Here is a 22560-nt window from a genome sequence, read left to right as displayed (position 1 = left end):
AAAGGAATCCTCGATTGGAAAGGTTTAAACGATCAAAAAGAATCCACAATCTTAAGCCCAGTTTCCTTTTTCTAGATTATTTGGTTTGTTACCCTTCACCCTTCACCCTTCACCCTTCACCCTTCACCCTTCACCCTTCACCCTTCACCCTTCACCCTTCACCCTTCACCCTTCACCCCTATACCATAACTCCCAACAAATCATTATCTTTGCGGCCCTATTTGGCAAAGTGATCCCATGAACAAAAAAGTAGCCTTTTACACACTGGGTTGTAAGCTCAACTTTTCCGAAACTTCCACGATTGCGAGGAGTTTTGAAAAGGAGGACTTTGAGCGTGTGGATTTTTCTGAAAAGGCCGACGTGTATGTGATCAACACCTGTTCCGTGACCGAGAATGCCGATAAGCGTTTCAAGACCATCGTAAAACAGGCCCAAAAGGCCAATCCCGAAGCCTTTGTAGCGGCGGTGGGGTGCTACGCCCAATTGAAGCCCGAAGAACTGGCCGCCGTGGATGGTGTGGATTTGGTGTTGGGTGCCACGGAAAAATTCAAGATCACCGATTACCTGAACGATCTCACCAAAAATGATAGGGGCGAGGTGCACTCTTGCGAGATTGAAGATGCCGATTTTTATGTAGGCAGTTACGCCATTGGCGACCGTACCCGTGCTTTTTTAAAGGTTCAGGATGGCTGCGATTACAAATGCACCTACTGTACCATACCGCTGGCCCGTGGCATCTCCCGTAGCGATACTTTGGATAACGTATTGTACAATGCCAAGGAGATTGCTTCCAAGGACATCAAGGAAATTGTTTTAACTGGAGTCAATATTGGAGATTATGGCAAGGGTGAGTTTGGCAACAAGCGGCACGAACATACCTTTTTTGACTTGGTTAAAGCTTTGGGTCAGGTAGAAGGGATTCACCGATTGCGCATTTCCTCCATTGAGCCCAACTTGTTGAAAAATGAGACCATCGATTTTGTGGCCCAAAGCAACTCCTTCGTACCGCATTTTCATATACCCTTGCAAAGTGGTAGTGACGACATCCTGAAAAAAATGCGTCGCCGTTACTTGTCTAATCTGTACGTGGATCGGGTGAAGCGCATTAAAAAGGCTATGCCGCATGCCTGTATCGGTGTGGATGTAATCGTAGGTTTTCCCGGGGAGACAGATGAACATTTCTTGAAAACCTACCATTTCTTGAACGAATTGGACATTTCCTACCTGCATGTATTCACCTATTCGGAGCGCGACAACACCCTTGCGGCCGAAATGGGGGATGTTGTTCCCCAAAAAGTGCGCAGTAAGCGCAGCAAAATGCTTCGCGGCCTATCTGCCAAAAAGCGACGGGCTTTCTATGAAAGTCAGCTGGGCACGGTGCGCACAGTTTTATTTGAAGGGGAGAACAAAATGGGCTATATCCACGGTTTTACCGAAAACTATGTAAAGGTAAAGGCACCATGGAACCCCGATTTGGTAAATACCCTGCACCAAGTGGAATTGACCGAGATCGATGAGGACGGACTGGTGCGTTTCGAATTTATTTCCGATAACGTTATGGCATAAAAAAACCTCCCGTTTCAGAGAGGTCTTAATTTGTAAGGAGGTGCTGTTGGATCAGATGCGGATACCAACAGGCAACATTTCCTTATACTGTCTGTTTTTTCGCAAGAACCCGGCAATTTGTGGGCTAGTGGGCACCACTCTTAGGTTTTTTTCCTGAATTTCGTGAAGTACGGCTTTGATAAATTCCTCTTTAAAACCTTCTTGTTCAATTTCTTCTGGAATAACCAGCTTGGTCAAAAATACCTTGCGCTCTTGTGAAGAGTACTCAATTTTGGCTAAATGCCCATTGACCCTAGTTTCAAATTGGCGTAAGAAACTATTGTCATTGATTTCCATTTGTGTCATAGAGTCCTGTTTTGTTAATGACTTTGTAAAATTGCCAAAACGACAATTTTATCAATCCCCGTTAAAATTTTTAGTCAATTAGTTGGGGTAAGCTGCAAAAGGGATACAAAATTAGTCAAAATATTGCTAAATTCCTAGGGCTTATCGATATTTGATGCGATATGCCCGATAATAAAACCCATGTTTACCTTATGCCCGGGATGGCGGCCAACCCCTCCATTTTTGATGGGATCTCCTTACCGTCAGACCAATTTGAAACACATCGGTTGGAATGGTTCGTACCTGATAAAGGCATGTCACTCCCCGAGTATGCCCAAAAGATGTGCAGTTATATTGATGTGCCAAGCCCAGTGCTGCTCGGTGTATCGTTTGGGGGTATGTTGGTACAGGAAATGGCCAGGATCATGCCGATACAAAAAACCATTGTGGTTTCTTCAGTAAAGAGCAAACATGAGCTTCCCAAAAGAATGTTGTTTGCCAAATACACCAAGGTGCATAAATTGCTGCCGACGGGCTTGGTGAACAATGTAGAGTTGTTGGCCAAGTATGCCTTTGGGGAATCCGTCAACAAAAGGCTACATTTGTACGAGCAATATCTATCGCTTCGTGACAAATATTATATTGATTGGTCCATTGATCAAATCGTAAATTGGGACCAGGAAGTACCGGCAGCCAATGTGGTGCACATACATGGCGAAAAGGACACCGTTTTTCCGATTTCCAACATAAAGGACTGTATTCCAGTGCACAATGGAACCCATACGATGATCATTCATCGATATAAATGGTTCAATGAACATCTTCCGGCAATAATTTCACAATAATCTCGTCTAAATACTATCTTTACAGTACTTTAAAAGGTTTGGCTATGAAATACATCAAAAATATATTGGCGTTTATTGGATTGTTGGCGGTTGCGGGTACCTTGATTTTTGCCGTACAGTCGACCGACGGGGTGGAATCTCCGGAATCCACTACAACTAAAAATGAAGTTTCGGATAAAAATGTGGCGGAGGGGTATCAGATCAGTGCCATCGAAATTCCAGAGGATCTCAATTTTGCAGGAGAGCCTGTTCCTTTGGATGACCCTGAGATCATGGAGCGTGTGGACCGTGAGTTTTTGGTGAACACCTATTGGCAGTCCAACGCCTTGTTGTTGATGAAGCGCGCCAACAAATACTTCCCCATCATTGAGCCCATTTTGAAAAAGAACGGTATTCCTGATGACTTTAAATATTTGGCCGTGGCCGAAAGTGGCTTGGAAAATGTGGTTTCCCCTGCGGGTGCTACCGGTTTTTGGCAGATCATGAAAGCCACCGGAAGGGAATATGGCCTAGAAGTAAACGACAACGTGGATGAGCGCTACCATGTGGAAAAAGCCACGCAAGTGGCCTGTGACTATATCAAAAAATGGAAAGAGCGTTTCGGCAGCTGGACCTTGACTGCTGCGGCCTACAACGCAGGACCTAGCGGTATCCAGAAGTATATGGGTATCCAACAAGTGGATGATTACTATGATCTATTGTTGGGTCAAGAAACAGGTCGTTACCTGTTCCGTATCATGGCCATCAAGGAAATTATATCCCATCCTGAGAAATATGGGTTTAAGGTAGAGGAAAAGGACCTGTATGAAAAAGTGCCCACCTTCACCGTGGAGGTGGATACGGCCGTAACCAGTTGGGCCGATTTTGCCGAACTCTACGAAATCAACTACAAAGTGTTGAAGCGCCACAATCCATGGTTGCGCGAACCGCATTTGAACAATACATCCCGAAAAAAATATGTGGTGGAGATTCCGAATAAGGGGTACTACCGCGTAGGGAACGCTGGGAAGTAGGCAGATATTTATCTATCCCATTAATAGTTGAACAGAAAATACGGCGAAGGGAAATACGTTTCCACTTTTGGCAGTAATGCTGGCGAAATGTACCCCCAATTCTTATAACCCTCATCCATGGCTGCTTGGGTGAGAATTTGTAAATGCACATGGCAAAACCAACCCCCGCTATCACTTTCTTGTCCGATGCGCGCAAATTCTTGTCCCGCCTTAATCTTTTCTCCTACGTTTACCAAATGTGGGGTTTTCAAATGTCCGTACAAGGAATAAAATACGACTCCGCCAACATCATGTTTTAGAATGATGTAGCCCCCGTAATTGCCCACTGTGGTTTCTTTCCCGGTTTCGTAGACCTCAGCATCCAGTGGAGCAAACATTGGAGTATTGTAAGGCACTACAATATCCAGTCCAAGATGATAATACCGTTGTTCTTCAATAATATTGGGGTAAGCCCTTAAAAGGCTTTTTCGTTCTTCCAGATATTTGCCAATGCCCCATTGGTGATTGGATGCCTCCAACTCATCAAAAACCATCGCATTGAACTGCTGGAAATCAAAAAGGGTGTACTCCAGTGTTTTGGGATTGTTGGAGGAAAAATCAAAGATATAGGGCTTTCCTTTTAGGAAATCGCCGAATAAAGGATGGATGGTAATGCCATTGAGGCAAAGCGGGTAATACATAGGGTTGGCATGTAATAATGTAAATCTAACAAATGTAGGGATATAACGATTAGTCATTCCAAGATTTGATCTACATGTAAAAGGCGAAAAGAATGTGCTTTTTGGAGTTGCACTTATCGTCCCCGGCTAAGTTTCGCAGACGGTGTGGTAGGTTAGGTAAGTAACTTAGCCTTTGTTGGCATTCGTTTTTTTTAAATCAGATTTTCTGTATTGTTTTTTTAAAATATTTCCTGTTTGATCAGAGATTTGATAGATGATACATTCATCCTTGTAATGGTAGAACATGGAGATTATTCTTCCTTCTCTTTTTGTGTTCTTACCTTCATTTGGAATGGTTTCAACATTATCATTTAAGGAAAATCCTTCATATTTGACTTTTCTTGTGCAAATTGGTTTTACACGAAATTCATTTTTTAAATCACTCAAAACAAGATACTCACCATCGTTATTTAGATGAAGAAATATTGAAGTGTTAAACTTCTCTTTTGAAACAAAATTTAAATCTTCAGGATGAATCATTTGGTCCCAATATTCATCTTGAGAATGATCAGGTCTAACTTCAGGTGACCACCATTGTAATAATATAAGTTCCATATTTTAATGAATGCCAACGGTTAGCTAAACATCGTTTCAATGATTTTTAGCGAACGATAAGTGAAGTTAGTATTTTTCGGACTAAAGTTCCACCGGAAATTGAGCAATAAAATGTTTGGATTGACGCATGGCCAATCCAACTAAAAAGAAAAGTAATTGAGAAGGAGTAATGGATTAAATCTTCTTCATCTGCTGCTGCATCATCTTGATCTGCTCCGTAAGCATGTTGTTCTTGTCCAATTTCTTGGCTTCCTGCAACAATTGGGTAGCTTCACGCTTTCTGCGTTTTTGCATAGCAATCCCGGCCAAGCTCAATTTGGTCATGGCCACATCATAATCCATGGTCAAACCAAACTTTAGGGCCTTTTTGAAGTATTTTTCGGCCTGGGTCAGGTTTTTTTGGGAGTAGATGATGCCGTGCAGGTAGTTAAAGTACCCCTGTTGTTTTTTGATCAAGGCCGACTCGGGGTTCTTGATCTTATCAAGCCATTTTTGGGTGCCCTCCAAATCCTGTTTCCGCATCTGTAAAAAGGCCAACAGAATAAATTCGTTCCTAAAATACAGGAAGATGAACACGGTGGACAGCAAAATTAGGGCAATGCCATTACCAATATTACCTTCCACAAACTGATAAACGGCATAGGCGATAATAAGGACAGCAATGACGAGCTTGATATTTTTATTGAACATGGATCGGTATTTTTTAGCTTTGTTCGAGAGCTGGCAAAAGTACTAAAAACTTATTTAAATATTTTTGATGAAGACTTGTCAAAGTAAAAAGTCTTCGTATATTTGCGCCCAGAATTTTCCGGGGACCAATGTTTCTCCGTCAACAATATAGATAAAACAATTTCGCAATGAAAAGAACGTATCAGCCGTCAAAAAGGAAGAGAAGAAACAAACATGGTTTTAGAGAGCGCATGGCGACTGCCAATGGTAGAAAAGTTCTTGCGAGAAGAAGAGCCAAAGGAAGAAAGAGATTGACTGTTTCCTCTGAGCCAAGACACAAAAAATAATGATAGTTTTTAAAATTTAAATTAAAGGTGTTACTTTTCTAGGTAACACCTTTTTTTTGACATAAAACCAAATAACGAGAAACACCCTAGTAGAATGCCAAAAAGAAAAGACCTCAATTCCATTTTGATTATTGGTTCTGGCCCCATCATCATTGGTCAGGCATGTGAGTTCGATTATTCTGGATCCCAAGCACTTCGCTCGCTTCGGGAAGATGGTATCGAGACCATTTTGATCAATAGCAATCCAGCAACGATCATGACGGATCCCACCATGGCCGATCACGTGTACCTAAAACCATTGACCACCAAATCCATTGTTGAGATCCTTAAAAAACACCCGAATATTGATGCCGTTTTGCCCACAATGGGCGGACAAACAGCATTGAACCTTTGTATTGAGGCAGATGAAAAAGGCATTTGGGAAGATTTTGGTGTAGAGATCATTGGGGTGGATATTGATGCGATCAATATTACCGAGGATCGGGAGAAATTTAGGGAGTTGATGCTAAAAATCGGCATCGGCATGCCGCCCCAAGCTTCGGCTACCTCTTTCTTGAAAGGAAAGGAAATCGCACAGGAATTCGGTTTCCCATTGGTGATCAGAGCATCCTTTACCCTTGGTGGTGCAGGGGCGGGTATCGTGTATGATCCCGAACATTTTGACGATATGTTGAGCCATGGATTGGAAGTTTCCCCCATCCACGAAGTCATGATCGACAAGGCATTGATGGGTTGGAAGGAATACGAGTTGGAGTTGCTTCGTGATAAAAATGACAACGTAGTAATCATCTGTACCATTGAAAACATGGACCCGATGGGTATCCACACCGGGGATTCCATTACCGTGGCACCTGCCATGACCTTATCAGACAGGACGTTCCAGCGAATGCGGGACATGGCCATCCACATGATGCGCAGCATCGGGGATTTTGCGGGAGGATGTAACGTACAGTTTGCCGTTAGCCCAGATGAAAAAGAAGATATTATCGCCATCGAGATCAATCCAAGGGTTTCCCGTTCTTCAGCTTTGGCATCTAAAGCTACCGGATATCCGATTGCAAAGATTGCGGCCAAATTGGCCATTGGATACACTTTGGATGAGTTGGACAACCAAATCACCAAGTCCACTTCGGCATTGTTCGAGCCCACTTTGGACTATGTGATCGTGAAAATACCACGTTGGAACTTCGATAAGTTTGAAGGTTCCGATAGAACATTGGGACTTCAGATGAAATCCGTAGGTGAAGTAATGGGAATCGGCCGATCATTCCAAGAAGCCTTGCACAAGGCCACGCAATCCCTCGAAATAAAAAGAAATGGTTTGGGTGCAGATGGCAAGGGTTACAAGGATTACGATACCATTATGGAAAAATTGCGGGTACCCAGTTGGGATCGGGTGTTCGTACTTTACGATGCCATTCAATTGGGGATACCCCTCAAACGTATCCACGAAGTAACTAAAATAGACATGTGGTTCTTGAAGCAATACGAAGAGCTGCATTTCTTGGAATTGGAAATTTCCAAATACACCATCGAAAGTTTGCCCAAATCCCTGTTGTTGGAGGCCAAACAAAAAGGCTTTGCCGACCGTCAAATCGCTCACATGTTGGATTGTTACGAGAGTGAGGTGCACAGCAAGCGTACCGATTTGGGAATAAATAGGGTATACAAATTGGTAGACACCTGTGCCGCTGAGTTTAAAGCGGTTACGCCATATTACTACTCTACTTTTGAAGAAGAGATAGAAACCGCTGATGGTCATCGTTATGTGGCGAATGACAGCGAGGTAACCGATCGAAAGAAAGTAGTGGTGCTCGGGTCAGGCCCCAACCGTATCGGGCAGGGTATCGAGTTTGACTACTGCTGCGTTCATGGAGTATTGGCCGCTGCGGAGTGTGGGTACGAGACCATCATGATCAACTGTAACCCCGAAACCGTTTCCACGGATTTTGATACAGCGGACAAGCTGTATTTTGAGCCTGTCTTCTGGGAGCACATTTACGATATCATCCTACATGAAAAACCGGAAGGAGTGATCGTGCAGTTGGGTGGCCAAACCGCTCTGAAACTGGCCGAAAAACTGGATAAATACGGTATCAATATCATCGGGACCAGTTTCCAATCCCTGGATTTGGCCGAGGACAGGGGAAGTTTCTCCACCTTGTTGAAGGACAATGATATCCCCTATCCAAGATTCGGTGTTGCTGAGACAGCGGATGAAGCCTTGGACTTGGCAGATGAGCTGAACTTCCCATTGTTGGTAAGACCTTCCTACGTGTTGGGCGGTCAGGGGATGAAAATTGTGATCAACAAAGAGGAATTGGAGGCCCACGTGGTGGACCTTTTGAGAAGCATACCAAACAATAAGCTTTTACTTGATCACTATTTGGACGGAGCTATTGAGGCAGAGGCGGATGCCATTTGCGATGGTGAGGATGTTTATATCATAGGAATCATGGAGCATATTGAGCCCTGTGGAATCCATTCAGGGGACTCCAATGCCACGTTGCCGCCCTTTAACCTAGGTGAATTTGTGTTGCAACAGATCAAGGATCACACCAAAAAGATTGCTTTGGCCTTGAATACCGTAGGACTGATCAATATTCAGTTTGCGATTAAAGATGATACTGTATACATCATTGAGGCCAACCCGAGGGCTTCGAGAACAGTTCCATTCATTGCCAAGGCGTACAAAGAACCTTATGTGAATTATGCCACCAAAGTGATGTTGGGCGAGAAAAAGGTGAAGGATTTCAACTTTAACCCACAATTGGAAGGTTATGCCATAAAACAACCCGTATTCTCCTTCAACAAGTTCCCGAATGTGAACAAAAACCTCGGACCTGAAATGAAGAGTACAGGGGAAAGCATCTTGTTCATCGACAGTTTAAAAGACGATGAATTCTACAACCTCTATTCCAGGAGAAAGATGTATTTGAGCAAATAATTCCAGGGAATCCAGAAATACAATAAGACCTTTGAAACGGTTTTAGTCGATCAGCTTGAATGATTCGGCAATCGTTTCAAAGGTTTTTTTATGCTCGTCTTTTTTGGATTGCAGGGTCCAGGCCATCATCATATAGGCATCGTCGGTTCCATCAATAAAGGTGAGCAAATAGGAAATTCCTTCGTCTATGCCGTCCACGATGGCATCCACTTCCACCATTTCGGCATCCAAGCCATTTATTTTTAAGGGTTTTGGTTCGGATTGATGGGAAATATACATGGTGCTGGATAACAATTGCATTTGGATTTCCCTGTAATTTTGGACCAAGGACAAATTTTCATCAAATTGCCCTACATCCTTTAAGATATCCACAAATCCGGATTTGGGTTCATCGATTACGATCACATAGGTTTCCTTGAAAATGTTTTGGTATTGCAGGGAGGCCTCTTCGTTCAATCCCGTGGTAGATCGCATAAATTTGGGAATTTCCACGCTGTAGGCATCAGGTACCACCACCGTATTGAAATCCTCCATATCGGTTTCCTCTGTCGATTTTTTGGTCTTAAAGTCGATGCAGGAGGTAAAGCTAATGGTACAGGCCAAAAATAATAAGGAAGAAATTTTTTTCATTGGGTTGGTTTAGTGTTTAAACGAAAATACCATTAAAATATTGATAAACCATAAAGCCAAAAAGGTTCCTCATGGGAACCTTCTTAACGTAAAAAAAGGAACCAACCTTTAGAATGGCTTCAAGGTGCTAATTGCAATTCGGTTCCAAGCATTAATTGTAACAATGCCCATTATGATCTGTGCAAAATAGTTTTCATCAAAAATGCTTAGGGCCTTTGTATAGGTGTGATCCGTAACGCCATTTTTATGAATCATGGTAACCTCTTCGGTAAGTTGTAAAATCATTTTTTCTTCTTCGGAAAAATAATCGGTATCTCTCCAAGCGTCCAATAGCAAAAGGCGTTTGGGGTCTTCTCCGAGTTTAAGGGACTCTTCGGTATGCATGTTTATACAAAAGGCACAACCATTGATCTGTGACGCCCGTAGCTTGATCAATTCATAATGTTGTTTGGTCAACTGGCCTTGTTGCATATAGTTTTCAAGGTTGAACATTGCTTTAAAGGCATTAGGTTCAACAGCATCAATTTGGATTCTTTGTTCCATTGCTTTATGTGTTTTAAAATTCGATACGAAGGTATCCCGTGGGTTTGCCAATTAACTTAAACGGGTTTAAGAACGCTTTTTGGCTCTAATTTCACTGACATACTCTGGTGTCAATCCCAAAAACGAAGCAATTAAATACTGGGGCACGCGTTGTGCGAACTCCGGAAAATGATCAACGAAGTGGAAATAGATCTCTTCCTTGGAGAAGTCGAAAAGGTATTTGGTGCGGTTAAGGGAAGAACCATAGGCGATTCGATAAATGGATTTAAAATAACGCTCCATGATCGGGAATTGTTCCAATAGTGCTTCTAGGTTATTATGCCGAATACTTAGTACATCGGTGTCTTCTATCGCTCGCACATAAAATTCTGAGGCTGACTGTTTTTGGAAAGCCAGAAAATCGGTGAGCCACCAATTCTCAATGGCAAATTGAACAGTTCGCTCGGTTCCCCTGTCATTGATGAAGTACATGTGAAGGCACCCTTTTACAACAAAAAAATTGTTGTTGCAGATGTCTCCTGCTCCCAATAAAAGTTCTTTCTTTTGGAAATGTTGCTCCTTAAAGAAGGTCAAAATGGTTTGAAAATCGGTATCTGTTAAGGAAACAAAAGAATTTATATGCTTATGAAATGGATGTTCCGTCATAATATCCCTAAAATTACCCCAATAATTTGTCAGTAGTGATCATTTTATGGTGGAATACAAAAATTTCTGCAAAAATAAATGTGACATTACACTTTTTAACCATTATTAACACGTTGCACTTGTATGGGTTCTTTCCGTAAACTAGTTTTGTTCCCCGAATGAAAACGGCACTCAAGAAATTTCTGTTTCCCATCTGCATCCTTCTCTTAGGAGGATTCATCAATTTGTATGCAGATACAGATGCCGAACAGCTATCTCCAAATGCCTGCACCATTGAGCGTTTCAACACTTCTGAAAATTCCACTATAACTTCCCATCTATTTGGTAGCGATAAAAAATTATATGCCGAAACAGAGGTAGAAGAACAAGAGGAAAGGGAAGAGGAGACCCTATCGCAAGACTTACATTTACAATTTGGCGGTTATTTGACTGCCTTTTTTTATGGATTGCCTTCTGGTATCCATCATTTGGAAACCACGTCCGCCTACGCTGGTTATCTGCCTCAATTTGAAGGATCTCCCCTCAGAAGGCACGTGAGGTTCCAAGTATTCCTGATTTAGAATTTTTCTCCATTAGGTCGGCTACGTTGGTAGACAGGCCTATCAGCAATCACTTTGAGTATAATCAATAACCAAGGGCAGGTCCATGCTAAACGGATTGGGGCTTTCCTTTGAATTTTTCAACACAATTTTATTTAATCGTACGAACTATGAGGAAAATTTCCATCTTCATCGGCTTGGTGGTACTGTTGTTCCACACAAGCTGCGAATCCAAAAAACATGAAACCAAGGACGAGACCAAGTATTTGGTTTCCAGTCCAATCCGAAAGGATACATCCATTACCAAGGATTATGTGTGTCAAATACACTCTATCCGACACATTGAACTACGTGCTTTGGAGAAAGGTTACCTGCAACATATTTATGTGGATGAGGGCCAATTTGTGAAAAAGGGCCAGCAAATGTTCCACATTATGCCCAATGTATATGAAGCCGACCTACAAAAAGCAAAGGCTGAAGCAGAAGTGGCAGAAATTGAATTCAAGAATACACAATTATTGGCCGATGGTAATGTGGTTTCGGCCAACGAACTGGCCATGGCCAAGGCAGAATACGATAAGGCCAAGGCAGAAGTGAAACTGGCAGAGACCCATTTGGGTTTCACCGATATCCGTGCACCGTTTGATGGCATAATGGACCATTTGGAAGCACGGGAAGGGAGTCTTTTGGATGAAGGGGAACTATTGACCACCTTGTCGGACAATAGTAAAATGTGGGTCTACTTCAACGTGCCCGAGGCCGAGTACCTGGATTACATTACCAGTGCCAACAATGGCAGTAAACAGCAAGTGGAATTGCTTATGGCCAATAACCGAAAATTTGATCAGATCGGTGTGGTGGAGACCATAGAGGGGGAGTTCAATCATGAGACAGGAAATATCGCTTTTCGAGCAACATTCGACAATCCAAAGCGAATTCTGCGCCATGGGGAAACAGGTAGTATCCTAATGACCGTTCCGCTTACCAATGCCCTGTTGATTCCACAAAAGGCCACATTTGAAGTATTGGACAAAAAATATGTTTTTGTGCTGGACGAAAAGGGAACAGTACAGCAACGGGAAATTCATGTGGGTGCAGAACTACAGCACTTGTTTGTAGTTGAAAAAGGACTATCCGAAAACGACAAGGTGTTGTTGGAAGGCATTCGTATGGTCAAAAATGGGGAGAACATCCATTTCGAATATATGAAGCCCGAAAAAATGCTGTCCAGTCTTGATTTGTACGCAGAGTAATCACCCAAAAGTAATCAGACAACATGTTTAAAAAATTTATACACAGGCCAGTTTTGGCCATTGTGATATCGGTGATCATTGTTTTTACCGGCTTGCTTGCCATAAAACAATTGCCCATATCCCAATTTCCGCAGATTGCACCCACTACGGTCAATATTTTTATTGCCTACCCGGGTGCCAGTGCAGACGTATTGGTAAAATCGACCTTGATTCCTTTGGAAACCGCCATTAACGGTGTGCAGGGCATGCGGTATATCGCTTCCGATGCCACGAGTGCTGGTGAAGGTACTGTTCGGATCATTTTTGAACCGGGAACGGACCCCAACCAAGCGGTGGTGCGGGTCAAGACCCGTGTGGACCAAGTAATGCCCCTGTTGCCCGATTTGGTGCAACGGGAAGGGGTGATCATCACCCCGGTGATTCCCAGTATGTTGATGTACGTGAACCTGTATAGCAAGGAAGACAACACCGACGAACGGTTTTTGTACAACTATGCCTATACCAAGATCATACCCGAAATACAACGGATCAATGGTATCGCCACGGCACAAATATTGGGAAGCCGAAAATTTGCGATGCGGGTTTGGTTGAAACCAGACCGTATGCGGGCCTATAACATTTCGGCAGAAGAAGTGTTGGAAGCGATGGAAGAACAGAGTATTATCGCCAGACCAGGTCGATTGGGTCAAAGTTCGGGTAAGAATGCCCAGTCGTTGGAGTACGTTTTGGTGTATCAAGACAGGTACAACGAGCCGGAACAATATCGGAACATTATCCTTAAAGCTAATGATGATGGTGAAATCCTGAAATTGGGTGATGTGGCCAATGTGGAATTGGGCAGTGAGTTTTTCGATATCTATTCCAATTTGGATGGTAGGCCATCCGCCTCCATCGTATTGAAGCAGACCTTTGATAGTAATGGTAGCGATGTGATTAAATCCGTAAAAGCCAAGTTGAAAGAACTGGAAGCCGACCTGCCCCCTGGCATGGATTACCAGATCAGTTACGACGTGTCCAATTTCTTGAATGCGTCCATCGACCAAGTGTTGCATACGTTACGGGATGCCTTTATTCTGGTGGCCATTGTGGTCTTCCTGTTCTTGGGGGATTGGCGTTCTACACTGATTCCGATCATTGCCGTACCAGTATCGCTGGTCGGGGCCTTTTTTGTAATGCAAATGTTCGGACTCTCCATCAACCTAATTACGCTTTTTGCTTTGGTTTTGGCCATTGGTATTGTAGTGGACAACGCTATTGTGGTGGTGGAAGCCGTACACGTAAAAATGCACGAGGAAAACTTAACGCCTTACAAAGCCTCGTATGAAGTGCTGGGCGAAATTGGAGGTGCCATTATTGCGATTACTTTGGTAATGACATCGGTATTTATTCCCATTTCCTTCATGACAGGTCCGGTGGGGGTCTTTTACCGACAGTTTTCGATTACCATGGCTGGATCTATCGTGATTTCGGCCATTGTAGCCTTAACACTTACTCCTGTGCTGTGTGCCATGATGTTGAAGAACACCCATGGACAACCACGTAGAAAATCACCCGTAAACCGATTCATCGATTGGTTCAATGGCAAGTTTGAACGCTTAACGGGAAGGTATGTAGGCGTACTGAACAAAATTGTGAACCGTCGTGTTGTCACCTTCGGATTGTTGATTGCCTTCTGTGCTGGTATTTTCTTTACGAATAAAACACTGCCCGCTGGATTTATTCCCAACGAGGACCAAGGTATGATCTATGCGATTATCCAAACACCTCCGGGTGCCACCTTGGAGCGAACCAATGCGGTGGCCAGAAAGCTGCAGGAAATCTGCGAAGAAACCGAAGGGGTGGAATCTGTTTCATCCTTGGCCGGTTACGAGATCATGACGGAAGGTCGTGGTTCCAATGCGGGAACCTGTCTGATCAACCTAAAACCATGGTCCGAAAGGGAACACACCGTTCACGAGATCATGGAAGAGTTGGAAGAAGAGACCAAAGACCTTGGGGCGGTCATCGAATACTTTGAGCCCCCCGCCGTCCCTGGCTTTGGTTCATCAGGTGGTTTTGCCATGCGCTTGTTGGACAAGACCAATGGTACCGATTACCACGAGTTTGAAAAAGTGAACAACAACTTCATGGATGCCTTGCGCAAGCGCAAGGAATTGGCTGGTCTGTTCACCTTTTATGCGGCCAATTACCCACAGTACGAGTTGAAGATCAACAACAAAGCGGCCATGCAAAAAGGCGTGTCCATTGGCAAGGCCATGGAAAACTTGAACATTTTGATCGGTAGTACCTACGAACAAGGGTTTATCCGTTTTGGACGTTTCTTTAAGGTATATACCCAAGCTGCGCCCGAATACCGGGCCTTGCCCACCGATCTGGAAAAACTCTTTGTGAAAAATGAAGAGGGTGAAATGGTGCCGTATTCTTCGTTTATGACGATGGAAAAAAGGTTGGGCCCCAACGAGATTACGCGTTATAACCTGTACAACTCTGCTGCAATCAATGGACTGCCGGCCAAAGGCTACACTTCCGGAGATGCCATTGAGGCCATCAAGGAAGTGGCAGCGGAAACCCTGCCACGGGGTTACGATATCGCATGGGAAGGTTTGTCCTTTGACGAGGCCCAACGTGGAAACGAGTCCATTTACATTTTTGCAGTGGTATTGATTTTCGTGTATCTAGTTTTGGCTGCACAGTATGAAAGTTTCTTGCTGCCGTTGGCCGTAATCCTATCGCTGCCTGTTGGGGTGTTCGGCTCCTTCTTCCTGTTGAAGGTCATGGGACTGTCCAACGACGTGTACGCACAGATCGGTATGATCATGTTGGTGGGTCTTTTGGGTAAAAATGCGGTATTGATCGTGGAGTTTGCGGTGCAAAAGCATCGTGAGGGCGCTTCTATTTTAGAAGCGGCCATTGAAGGATCCAAACAACGGTTCCGGCCCATTTTGATGACTTCCTTTGCCTTTATCGCGGGTCTGATTCCATTAGTGGTGGCCACAGGGGCAGGAGCCATCGGTAACCGCACCATTGGTGGCTCTGCATTGGGCGGTATGCTCATCGGTACCATCTTCGGGGTGCTGCTCATCCCCGGTTTGTACTTCATCTTTGCCAAAATGGCCGAAGGTAAAAGCCTTATTCGTGATGAACATGACGAACCTATTTCAGAAGAGCTTTTCCGAAACAGGGAAAATGATGAAAGTAGGCTACGTGCCCGACTTCGTGAGGTGAACAAACTTTTGAAAAAAATGACCAAAAGAAATGGAAACAAAAAGGATAAAGGAGACCAAGATGAAGCATAGAAAATCACTTGTATTGGGAATTATAGTGCTGGTCGGCCTTTATTCCTGTGTACCGACCCGGGAGATCAGGGACGAAAACACTTCCGTGCCCGAGAATTATCAAAACCAATCCGCGGATACCCTAAACACTGGATTGGTACAGTGGCGTGAATTTTTCAAGGACCCCAATTTGGTGGCATTGATCGACACCGCTTTGGTGAAAAACCAGGAGTTGAACATCATGCTGCAACGGGTGGATATGGCCAAGAATGTGATACAGGCCAAAAAAGGGGAGTATTTGCCATTTGTCAATTTTCAGACGGGTGCCGAAGTGGAAAAAGTAGGTGAATATACCCGAAATGGAGCCGTGGAAAAGAACCTGGAGATCAAGGAAGGGGAGGAATTTCCCGAACCCTTGACCAACTTTGGTTTGGGTGCCTTTGCCACTTGGGAACTCGACGTTTGGAAAAAACTGCGCAATGAGAAAAAAGCGGCTGTTTATGAGTATCTGTCTAGCGTAGAGGGCAAAAACTTCATGGTGACCAATTTGGTCTCGGAAGTGGCTGCTTCCTATTACGAATTGATGGCACTGGACAATGAATTGGCCATTATAGACCAAAACTTGGAAATCCAACAAAACGCCTTGAGAATGGTGAAACTGCAAAAGCAGGCAGCACGTGCCACCGAATTGGCGGTAAAGCGTTTTCAGGCGGAAGTGATGAAGAACCAGAGTCACAAGTATGAGATCGAACAGGAAATTGTTGTGGTGGAAAACCGAATCAACTTCTTGATAGGGCGTACGCCGCAACACATAGACCGTGCTTCGGACAATTTTATAAATACTCCGATTGATATACTGTATGCCGGTATTCCCTCGCAATTGTTGCAGAATCGACCCGATGTACGCCAGGCGGAGTTTGAGTTGGCAGCTGCGAAATTGGATACCAAGGCGGCCAAGGCCAATTTTTACCCACAGTTTACCATTAAAGCTGGCTTGGGATTGGAAGCGTTTGACACCAAGTACCTCACCAGTACCCCCGAATCCATGTTGTATTCCGTGATGGGTGATATGGTAGCACCCTTGATCAACCGAAATGCAATCAAGGCGCAGTACAAGAATGCCACGGACCGACAGTTGCAAGCCGTGTTCGAATATGAGAAGACCATATTAAATGCCTACATCGAGGTGGCGAACCAGTTGTCCAACATCGACAATTTGAAAAAAAGCTACGATTTGAAAGATGGTCAAGTACAGGCCTTAACGGAATCCATTGACCTATCTACTCGATTGTTCCAATCCGCAAGGGTGGAATATATTGAGGTGCTTTTGGCACAACGAGAGGCCTTGGAATCGCGAATGGAGCTGGTAGAGACCAAGAAAGACCAAATGCTGGCCCAGGTGAATATGTACCGGGCCTTGGGAGGCGGCTGGAATTAAAAAACCCCAAATCGATGGTTGTTGAGCCTACTTGCCTTGGCTGTTGATTTACCCAAAGCGAAACCCCGATTTACAATTGTAAATCGGGGTTTTAATTTTGAAATATTTTGATATCAAGGTCGAATTTACTTCGTCCAATAATCGACCACCAGCACATCTTGTAAGTGCGGACTAAGAATATCCCCAAAAGCCACATGGTCGGGGTGGGTGAGGTAGGTGTCCCGATCCTTTTCGCTATCGAACGTCAGAAAATAACAGTGGGTAAATCCCTTGTTCAAATTTTCGGGGCTGTTGTTCAATCCCATTTCAAAACCTTTGATTTCTGAAATTTTGGAGGGCAATGCAGCAAAGGCATCATTCACTTTGGCGATATCTTCTGGGGTGGAGGTATCCTTGTATTGAAACAGCACTACGTGCCGAAGATGCGTTGTTGGTTTTTCCATTTCGGGTTCGTTTGTGGTTGCTTCTTTGCTTGGGGTGTTGCAGCTCATCATAAAAATGAGGCTGAAGAGTAAATAATGGATTTTCATTGATATTTAGTTAGGATTTTAAATCAAAATATAGTCTATTCACCTTTGTACTTCTCGAACCATGCCAATACACTGGCAATCTTCGCGATCAAATTACTGGGCTTGTTGGCAATACCGTGCGAAGCTCCCGGGATACGAACCAAAGCCGTTTCCACATTTTCCAATTTCAAGGCTGCATAAAACTGCTCCGACTCCGCAATCGGGGTTCGATAATCCTCTTCACCCGTCATCAACATGGTGGGAGTGTTCACATTGCCCACATAGGTCAAAGGAGAGCGACGTTGGTAATTCTCAGGATCTTCCCAGGGCTTTTTACCGAACCAATATTTGGAGAAAAACTGCACCCCGTCGGCATAGAGCACAAAACTGGTCCAATTGATCACAGGTTTGGCCACCACAGCGGCTTTAAAACGGTCCGTTTTACCCACGATCCAAGCTGTGAGCACACCACCGCCGCTACCTCCGGTAACAAAGAGGTTGTCCGTATCCACATATCCTTTGGCAATCAACGCATCCACACCCGACATGAGGTCATCGTAATCGTGGTTGGGGTAATCATGGTGGATGAGGTTTCCGAATTCCTCCCCGTAACTGGTGCTGCCCCTAGGATTGGTGTATAGTACCACATAGCCAGCGGCGGCATAGGCCTGTATTTCGGCTGAGTACACATCACCATAGCTGGTGAACGGCCCTCCGTGAATTTCCAAGATCATTGGATATTTTTTGGAAGGATCAAAATCGGGAGGCGTTACCGCCCAGCCTTGAATGTCACGTTGGTCGTAGGATGATTTCCACCACATTTCTTCGACCTTACCAAGTTTTTTAAAAGAAAAGAGGTCATCATTGACTGCGGTTAGTCGTCTATTGCTTTTCCCATCGGAAACGCCTAAATCGGAGGGATGACTCGCATCCCCTAATGTATAGGCAAACCTGTTGTTATTGGAACCTGAAAAACTGGCAGCATTATAGGGCCTGCCCAAGGAAAGTCCACCCAAATTGTCTGTTATGTCATCCACCTTTCCAGACAAACTCATCGAGGCCAATTTGCCCTCGCCTTTATCCGTGAAAATAAAATATAATCCTTTACCCTTGCTGTTCCAGACCATATCCTCCACATCGCGATCGAATCCACCTGAAATCAATCGGGAGCCCGAGCCATCGGTGTTCATGACATACAATTGGGTCAATTGGTAGCCTTGCAGGCGATCGTCGTACCCCAAATAGGCAATTTGGGTACCATCAGGCGACAAAACGGGATGGGTATCCGGACCGTAACGCTCCGTGAGTTTTTTCATTTCGCCGGAAGTAACACTGATCTGGTAAATGTCACTATCTGCGGGTTCCATTTCCTCATCCTTGTGGAAATTGGCGCTAAAATACAAATGGGTATTGTCCTTGGCCCAAATCGGACCTCCATGGTCAAACTCCTTAAATGTCAACTGTTTTGGTGTACCCCCACTGATCGGTAAGGTGAACAATTGCATATTCCCACCTTTCAGATACCCTTGGCCATCGCCGCGGTAGTTCATTTTGTCGATGTATTTGGGAGGTGCGTTCCATTTGGCACCTTCTGGTTTGGCCGGCATTTTTATGATGGATTTGTCCGCTTCCGGCACAAACATATTGAAGGCCACATAGCGGTCGTCATGGGACCAGGATACCTGCCCGGGGGCTTGTGGGGTATTGGTGAGGGCCATAACCTCTTTCGTGTCCAACCACATGAGGTAGAGTTTCATTTTTTCATCGGCCATGTTCGATTTGAAAACGATCTTATTGCCATCGTGCGACCATTTCGGTGCAAAATCGTTGTGATTCCCCGTGGTCAAGGGTCGGTTGTTCGAACCATCAAAATTAACAATCCAAAGGTTGGACAGGTTGCGGTCGGTCATCACATCCTTAAAATTGCGAACGTAAATGATCTTGGAACCATCCGGTGAAATTTGCGGATCGGAAACAAATTCCATGTTGAAAATGTCCAATAATTCCAAATTGGACTGAACTTGACCAAATCCGAAAGAGGCATAGCCCAAGCATAATAGTAAGGTAATGAGTACTTTTTTCATGACGTTGATTATTTGGTGTTTGTGGATTCTTTGATTTCTACTGTAGGTATGTTGACAATTTCAAAGGTGGCCGAGGCCAACTGCACCTTTCCATTGGTTTCTTTGATGCGTTTTCCAATGGATTCATTCAATAGGTGCTTGGTCGCCCTTCGTTTCTTATAGTCCACAATATACCGTAAGTTGAACTGAACCCAGTTGTCGGTCATGGTAATGGCCAAGGTTGGGTTTACTTCAGCATCTTCGATATAGTATTTGCTTACCACTTCCTTCCACTCCGCAATGGAATCCTGAACATATTCCGATAAGGCTTCCTGTGCCACCGATATCACAATTTTTTTGGCCAATTCCAAATCGGAATCGTAGCGGATGGGCAGGTTGAACTCATCCCACACAAAGGGAAAATCCAAGGAATAATTGTACACCGGCCCTTTAAAAACAAAAGCGTTGCTCAGCTTCACAATTCGGCCACTATAGTTGTCACTGGACACCCATTCACCAATCTCCATCATCGTGGTGTACATGCTGTCAATATCGATCACATCTCCCTTTATGCCATTGAGCTCTATACGATCGCCGGGTTTGTACACACGGACAAAAAAGATGTAAAAGGAACCTGCTATGCTCAATATCAATTCTTGTAAGGTGATGGTGATCCCAGCCGTGAGCAGTCCCATGGCCAGGCCAAAATCTTTGATGCTGCCCGTAAAATAGGAGATGGTGATCAAGACAATCAACAAATAGCCAATAACTTGAATGGCCTTTTGTGCCTTGTATTTAATGGCATTGTCGTGGAGGTTTTTTTTCATCCACCGCCTTGTCCAGGCAATGAGGATGAAAATTAGGGCCACCCAAGCCAAGTATTTGAGAATGCTTGATGTGAGGGCTTGATCCGTAAACCAATCTTTTACATTTTCAACCAGGTCCATGCAGGTGCATTACAGTTAAAGGTCCGTTTATCCAAAAGCGTTGTGGAGTGTCACTCTAAGAAAAATGCGACTCTTAAAATTACGGATTTTAATCCCTAAAATGACTTGTAATACAAAGTATTTGCAGTAACTGGGTCAGTAGGTGGTGGTCATGTTGCTGTCCACACAAATGATAAAGTCAGCCAAGCCTTTGTTTTCAGCTTCCAACTGATGGACGTTTTCTTGCGTCACCGTGGAAATGGTCCCATACTGCAGGTCTGGACGCTGCAATTGCAAATACCATAAAATGCCTTCGTAGTTGTTGGAGTGGTAGGCACCGTTGTAATGCACGAACAGGCTACCGTCGGTATAATTTTTAAGGATGAAATGGGCCATGGTAGCATCTTTGATGGCCTGTGCCATCACCAAGGTGGGACTTCCGTGGTCGCCCATCATTTTCAGGATATTTTGATAGCCCGGTAAATCGGGGTCAAAGGTGATGGGTAGGGGGGCAATCCATGCCTTTTCTTCCACTGAAAGCGTGTCGAGGGCCTCAAAGCCGCCTTTGTAGACCATACTGGCATAGCGACGGGGCACATTGGAAGCCACAAAAACAAGTTGGTTATCCTTGGCAAAATCCACTAACGGCGCATAATCGGTTTTATGATTGTTCCAAAGTCGGGCCGTGGAATCCAGTGCCTTGTAATCGATTGTTCCGGCCAAATAGGCATCGAGTTCGTCTTGATTGTCTGCTTCCACCATTTCAGCCCCCAAAATCAAGGGACGTGAAGCATGCAAATCGGAGGTCAATTCGTATTGCAGCCAATGCGCAATGGGATTGTTGTGTAGTTCCCCGAACAGTACCATGTCCTTTTCTTCCAAAGTTTTCAGCATTTTTTTATAGGAGACCTTTTTGCCTTTGGCATTGTAGATCACGTACGGTGCTTTTTGGGCATAACCAAAGGTTAGGAAAAAGGTGAAGGTGAAAAGGAAAAGAAGGTTTTTCATATTAATTGTTATTATTCAATTGTTTGACAAAGTTTTGATTTAACTGCCACATTTCTTCAATTGGAATGGCCTTCCTACTTAGCTGATTGACATCATCATGTTTGGTCCATAGATAGGGGAAAAATGAAATGCCTTTGTTCCCATCCAATGATTTGATATCATTTTCCCATCCTTTCCATCTGACATTCGAGTAAAAATCCGATAAATTCCCAACAAATGTCCACCAAATAAATTCGGAATATCCCATGTTCATTGGTTCCCACTTAAGCGTGTCAGGAGCGAAATAATAAATTTTACCCACATCTTCTCCTAGGACGCCACCATTGATCCCAAAAAATCCACCCACGATATCATCAGCGATTAAGTAAATCATCGGTTGGTCACCAAAATTTTCAAACGTTTTTCCTTTGTTCCAATCAGGCAGTGAACGGTTCAATTTGGGATTTCCAGAACCAAGAATACGAAGCCAGCCATTATCAACAAAAATCCCTCCTGTTTCGTAAATAATTGCACCCATTGGAGATCGAGTGGTAACTTGTGTCTGAATAAGCGAATTTTTGGCTCTTAAGGTATCTTTTTCAAGAATTTCAATTGGATTAGTGGCTTCAGCTATCCATTCTTTTACCAAATCCCATCCCGGCTCTTCTTTATTTACTAATTCGTCAAGTGATTTCAAACTGTTGTTTTGACCATGTACTATCCCATGAAATAAAAAAATAAAAAGGATTATCTTTTTCAATGTTCAA

At 44.0% G+C, this 22560-nt stretch carries 21 protein-coding genes; 9 read left to right on the top strand and 12 right to left on the bottom strand.

Translation table 11 applies throughout. The features are described 5' to 3' along the window. The first annotated feature begins 237 nt into the window (after nucleotides 1-237). On the top strand, nucleotides 238-1566 hold the full coding sequence (gene mtaB / locus EO131_RS09040) for a tRNA (N(6)-L-threonylcarbamoyladenosine(37)-C(2))-methylthiotransferase MtaB (RefSeq protein ID WP_127021025.1): 1329 nt from the start codon (nucleotides 238-240) through the stop codon (nucleotides 1564-1566). 51 nt (nucleotides 1567-1617) lie between these two features. Here the strand turns inward: mtaB and EO131_RS09035 are convergent, their stop codons facing one another. Then, on the bottom strand, nucleotides 1618-1911 hold the full coding sequence (locus tag EO131_RS09035; RefSeq protein ID WP_127021023.1) for a GNAT family N-acetyltransferase: 294 nt from the start codon (nucleotides 1909-1911) through the stop codon (nucleotides 1618-1620). Between the two features lie 161 nt (nucleotides 1912-2072). Here EO131_RS09035 and EO131_RS09030 point away from each other — a divergent pair, with 161 nt between their 5' ends. Both EO131_RS09030 and EO131_RS09025 read left to right on the top strand, forming a co-directional pair. Continuing rightward, on the top strand, nucleotides 2073-2735 hold the full coding sequence (locus tag EO131_RS09030; protein ID WP_127021021.1) for an alpha/beta hydrolase family protein: 663 nt from the start codon (nucleotides 2073-2075) through the stop codon (nucleotides 2733-2735). 44 nt (nucleotides 2736-2779) lie between these two features. Then, the gene (locus EO131_RS09025; RefSeq protein WP_127021019.1) at nucleotides 2780-3748 is read left to right on the top strand and encodes a lytic transglycosylase domain-containing protein; all 969 of its coding nucleotides are present in this window, start codon (nucleotides 2780-2782) and stop codon (nucleotides 3746-3748) included. Nucleotides 3749-3768: 20 nt separating this feature from the next. On the opposite strand, the gene EO131_RS09020 is transcribed toward EO131_RS09025, so the two are convergent. The 3 genes from EO131_RS09020 to EO131_RS09010 all read right to left on the bottom strand — a co-directional run bounded on the left by EO131_RS09020 (nucleotide 3769) and on the right by EO131_RS09010 (nucleotide 5712). Continuing rightward, nucleotides 3769-4428, bottom strand: coding sequence for a peptidoglycan DD-metalloendopeptidase family protein (locus EO131_RS09020; protein ID WP_164731657.1), 660 nt, complete (start codon nucleotides 4426-4428; stop codon nucleotides 3769-3771). Nucleotides 4429-4593: 165 nt separating this feature from the next. Next, complete coding sequence (locus EO131_RS09015) at nucleotides 4594-5022, bottom strand: hypothetical protein (protein WP_127021015.1); 429 nt, start codon at nucleotides 5020-5022, stop codon at nucleotides 4594-4596. A 174-nt stretch (nucleotides 5023-5196) separates the two neighbouring features. Next, nucleotides 5197-5712, bottom strand: a complete 516-nt coding sequence (locus EO131_RS09010; RefSeq protein WP_127021013.1) for a DUF2892 domain-containing protein — start codon at nucleotides 5710-5712, stop codon at nucleotides 5197-5199. A gap of 167 nt (nucleotides 5713-5879) precedes the next feature. Between EO131_RS09010 and rpmH the strand changes: the two genes are divergently transcribed. Next, nucleotides 5880-6038 carry a 50S ribosomal protein L34 gene (gene rpmH / locus EO131_RS09005; protein WP_072882462.1) on the top strand — a complete coding sequence of 53 codons (159 nt, stop codon included), beginning with the start codon at nucleotides 5880-5882 and terminating at the stop codon, nucleotides 6036-6038. A gap of 94 nt (nucleotides 6039-6132) precedes the next feature. Beyond that, nucleotides 6133-8985, top strand: a complete 2853-nt coding sequence (carB, locus tag EO131_RS09000; protein ID WP_127021011.1) for a carbamoyl-phosphate synthase large subunit — start codon at nucleotides 6133-6135, stop codon at nucleotides 8983-8985. 42 nt (nucleotides 8986-9027) lie between these two features. Here the strand turns inward: carB and EO131_RS08995 are convergent, their stop codons facing one another. The 3 genes from EO131_RS08995 to EO131_RS08985 all read right to left on the bottom strand — a co-directional run bounded on the left by EO131_RS08995 (nucleotide 9028) and on the right by EO131_RS08985 (nucleotide 10803). Continuing rightward, entirely contained in the window at nucleotides 9028-9615 is a 588-nt protein-coding gene (locus tag EO131_RS08995) for a hypothetical protein (protein WP_127021009.1), read from the bottom strand. A gap of 108 nt (nucleotides 9616-9723) precedes the next feature. Next, nucleotides 9724-10158: a carboxymuconolactone decarboxylase family protein gene (locus EO131_RS08990; protein ID WP_127021007.1), complete on the bottom strand. Its 435-nt coding sequence runs from the start codon at nucleotides 10156-10158 to the stop codon at nucleotides 9724-9726. Nucleotides 10159-10224: 66 nt separating this feature from the next. Continuing rightward, the gene (locus EO131_RS08985) at nucleotides 10225-10803 is read right to left on the bottom strand and encodes a Crp/Fnr family transcriptional regulator (protein ID WP_127021005.1); all 579 of its coding nucleotides are present in this window, start codon (nucleotides 10801-10803) and stop codon (nucleotides 10225-10227) included. Between the two features lie 158 nt (nucleotides 10804-10961). Between EO131_RS08985 and EO131_RS08980 the strand changes: the two genes are divergently transcribed. From EO131_RS08980 to EO131_RS08965, 4 genes are all read left to right on the top strand, one after another. Further along, entirely contained in the window at nucleotides 10962-11363 is a 402-nt protein-coding gene (locus EO131_RS08980) for a hypothetical protein (RefSeq protein WP_127021003.1), read from the top strand. A 149-nt stretch (nucleotides 11364-11512) separates the two neighbouring features. After that, nucleotides 11513-12595, top strand: a complete 1083-nt coding sequence (locus EO131_RS08975; RefSeq protein ID WP_127021001.1) for an efflux RND transporter periplasmic adaptor subunit — start codon at nucleotides 11513-11515, stop codon at nucleotides 12593-12595. Between the two features lie 23 nt (nucleotides 12596-12618). Further along, nucleotides 12619-15891: an efflux RND transporter permease subunit gene (locus EO131_RS08970; RefSeq protein WP_127020999.1), complete on the top strand. Its 3273-nt coding sequence runs from the start codon at nucleotides 12619-12621 to the stop codon at nucleotides 15889-15891. Beyond that, nucleotides 15851-17308, top strand: a complete 1458-nt coding sequence (locus tag EO131_RS08965; RefSeq protein WP_206512873.1) for a TolC family protein — start codon at nucleotides 15851-15853, stop codon at nucleotides 17306-17308. The genes EO131_RS08970 and EO131_RS08965 overlap by 41 nt, the downstream gene beginning before the upstream one ends. Nucleotides 17309-17433: 125 nt before the next feature. On the opposite strand, the gene EO131_RS08960 is transcribed toward EO131_RS08965, so the two are convergent. From EO131_RS08960 to EO131_RS08940, 5 genes are all read right to left on the bottom strand, one after another. After that, a complete protein-coding gene (locus EO131_RS08960) occupies nucleotides 17434-17838 on the bottom strand; it encodes a Dabb family protein (RefSeq protein ID WP_127020997.1) in 405 nt (134 codons plus the stop codon). Between the two features lie 35 nt (nucleotides 17839-17873). After that, nucleotides 17874-19901, bottom strand: coding sequence for a S9 family peptidase (locus EO131_RS08955; protein WP_127020995.1), 2028 nt, complete (start codon nucleotides 19899-19901; stop codon nucleotides 17874-17876). An 8-nt stretch (nucleotides 19902-19909) separates the two neighbouring features. Further along, nucleotides 19910-20707 carry a mechanosensitive ion channel family protein gene (locus EO131_RS08950; protein WP_313790033.1) on the bottom strand — a complete coding sequence of 266 codons (798 nt, stop codon included), beginning with the start codon at nucleotides 20705-20707 and terminating at the stop codon, nucleotides 19910-19912. A 255-nt stretch (nucleotides 20708-20962) separates the two neighbouring features. Continuing rightward, entirely contained in the window at nucleotides 20963-21814 is an 852-nt protein-coding gene (locus EO131_RS08945; RefSeq protein WP_127020991.1) for a ChaN family lipoprotein, read from the bottom strand. Between the two features lies 1 nt (nucleotide 21815). Next, the gene (locus EO131_RS08940; RefSeq protein ID WP_313790032.1) at nucleotides 21816-22553 is read right to left on the bottom strand and encodes a DUF2625 domain-containing protein; all 738 of its coding nucleotides are present in this window, start codon (nucleotides 22551-22553) and stop codon (nucleotides 21816-21818) included. Between the last annotated feature and the right edge of the window lie 7 nt (nucleotides 22554-22560).

The organism is Flagellimonas beolgyonensis, assembly GCF_003992615.1.
In the GTDB taxonomy this organism is placed as follows: Bacteria; Bacteroidota; Bacteroidia; order Flavobacteriales; family Flavobacteriaceae; genus Flagellimonas; species Flagellimonas beolgyonensis.
This window is presented reverse-complemented; position numbering and strand designations above follow the sequence as displayed.

Bases quoted from the DNA above. Each gene is read 5' to 3' on its own strand.
- EO131_RS09025 (WP_127021019.1), top strand. From the start codon at position 2,780: ATGAAATACATCAAAAATATATTGGCGTTTATTGGATTGTTGGCGGTT.
- EO131_RS08945 (WP_127020991.1), bottom strand. From the start codon at position 21,814: ATGAAAAACCTTCTTTTCCTTTTCACCTTCACCTTTTTCCTAACCTTT.
- EO131_RS08965 (WP_206512873.1), top strand. From the start codon at position 15,851: ATGGAAACAAAAAGGATAAAGGAGACCAAGATGAAGCATAGAAAATCA.
- EO131_RS09030 (WP_127021021.1), top strand. From the start codon at position 2,073: ATGCCCGATAATAAAACCCATGTTTACCTTATGCCCGGGATGGCGGCC.
- EO131_RS09010 (WP_127021013.1), bottom strand. From the start codon at position 5,712: ATGTTCAATAAAAATATCAAGCTCGTCATTGCTGTCCTTATTATCGCC.
- EO131_RS08975 (WP_127021001.1), top strand. From the start codon at position 11,513: ATGAGGAAAATTTCCATCTTCATCGGCTTGGTGGTACTGTTGTTCCAC.
- EO131_RS08960 (WP_127020997.1), bottom strand. From the start codon at position 17,838: ATGAAAATCCATTATTTACTCTTCAGCCTCATTTTTATGATGAGCTGC.
- EO131_RS08990 (WP_127021007.1), bottom strand. From the start codon at position 10,158: ATGGAACAAAGAATCCAAATTGATGCTGTTGAACCTAATGCCTTTAAA.
- EO131_RS08970 (WP_127020999.1), top strand. From the start codon at position 12,619: ATGTTTAAAAAATTTATACACAGGCCAGTTTTGGCCATTGTGATATCG.
- EO131_RS09020 (WP_164731657.1), bottom strand. From the start codon at position 4,428: ATGTATTACCCGCTTTGCCTCAATGGCATTACCATCCATCCTTTATTC.
- EO131_RS08950 (WP_313790033.1), bottom strand. From the start codon at position 20,707: ATGAAAAAAAACCTCCACGACAATGCCATTAAATACAAGGCACAAAAG.
- EO131_RS08995 (WP_127021009.1), bottom strand. From the start codon at position 9,615: ATGAAAAAAATTTCTTCCTTATTATTTTTGGCCTGTACCATTAGCTTT.
- EO131_RS09035 (WP_127021023.1), bottom strand. From the start codon at position 1,911: ATGACACAAATGGAAATCAATGACAATAGTTTCTTACGCCAATTTGAA.
- EO131_RS08980 (WP_127021003.1), top strand. From the start codon at position 10,962: ATGAAAACGGCACTCAAGAAATTTCTGTTTCCCATCTGCATCCTTCTC.
- rpmH (WP_072882462.1), top strand. From the start codon at position 5,880: ATGAAAAGAACGTATCAGCCGTCAAAAAGGAAGAGAAGAAACAAACAT.
- mtaB (WP_127021025.1), top strand. From the start codon at position 238: ATGAACAAAAAAGTAGCCTTTTACACACTGGGTTGTAAGCTCAACTTT.
- carB (WP_127021011.1), top strand. From the start codon at position 6,133: ATGCCAAAAAGAAAAGACCTCAATTCCATTTTGATTATTGGTTCTGGC.
- EO131_RS08955 (WP_127020995.1), bottom strand. From the start codon at position 19,901: ATGAAAAAAGTACTCATTACCTTACTATTATGCTTGGGCTATGCCTCT.
- EO131_RS09015 (WP_127021015.1), bottom strand. From the start codon at position 5,022: ATGGAACTTATATTATTACAATGGTGGTCACCTGAAGTTAGACCTGAT.
- EO131_RS08985 (WP_127021005.1), bottom strand. From the start codon at position 10,803: ATGACGGAACATCCATTTCATAAGCATATAAATTCTTTTGTTTCCTTA.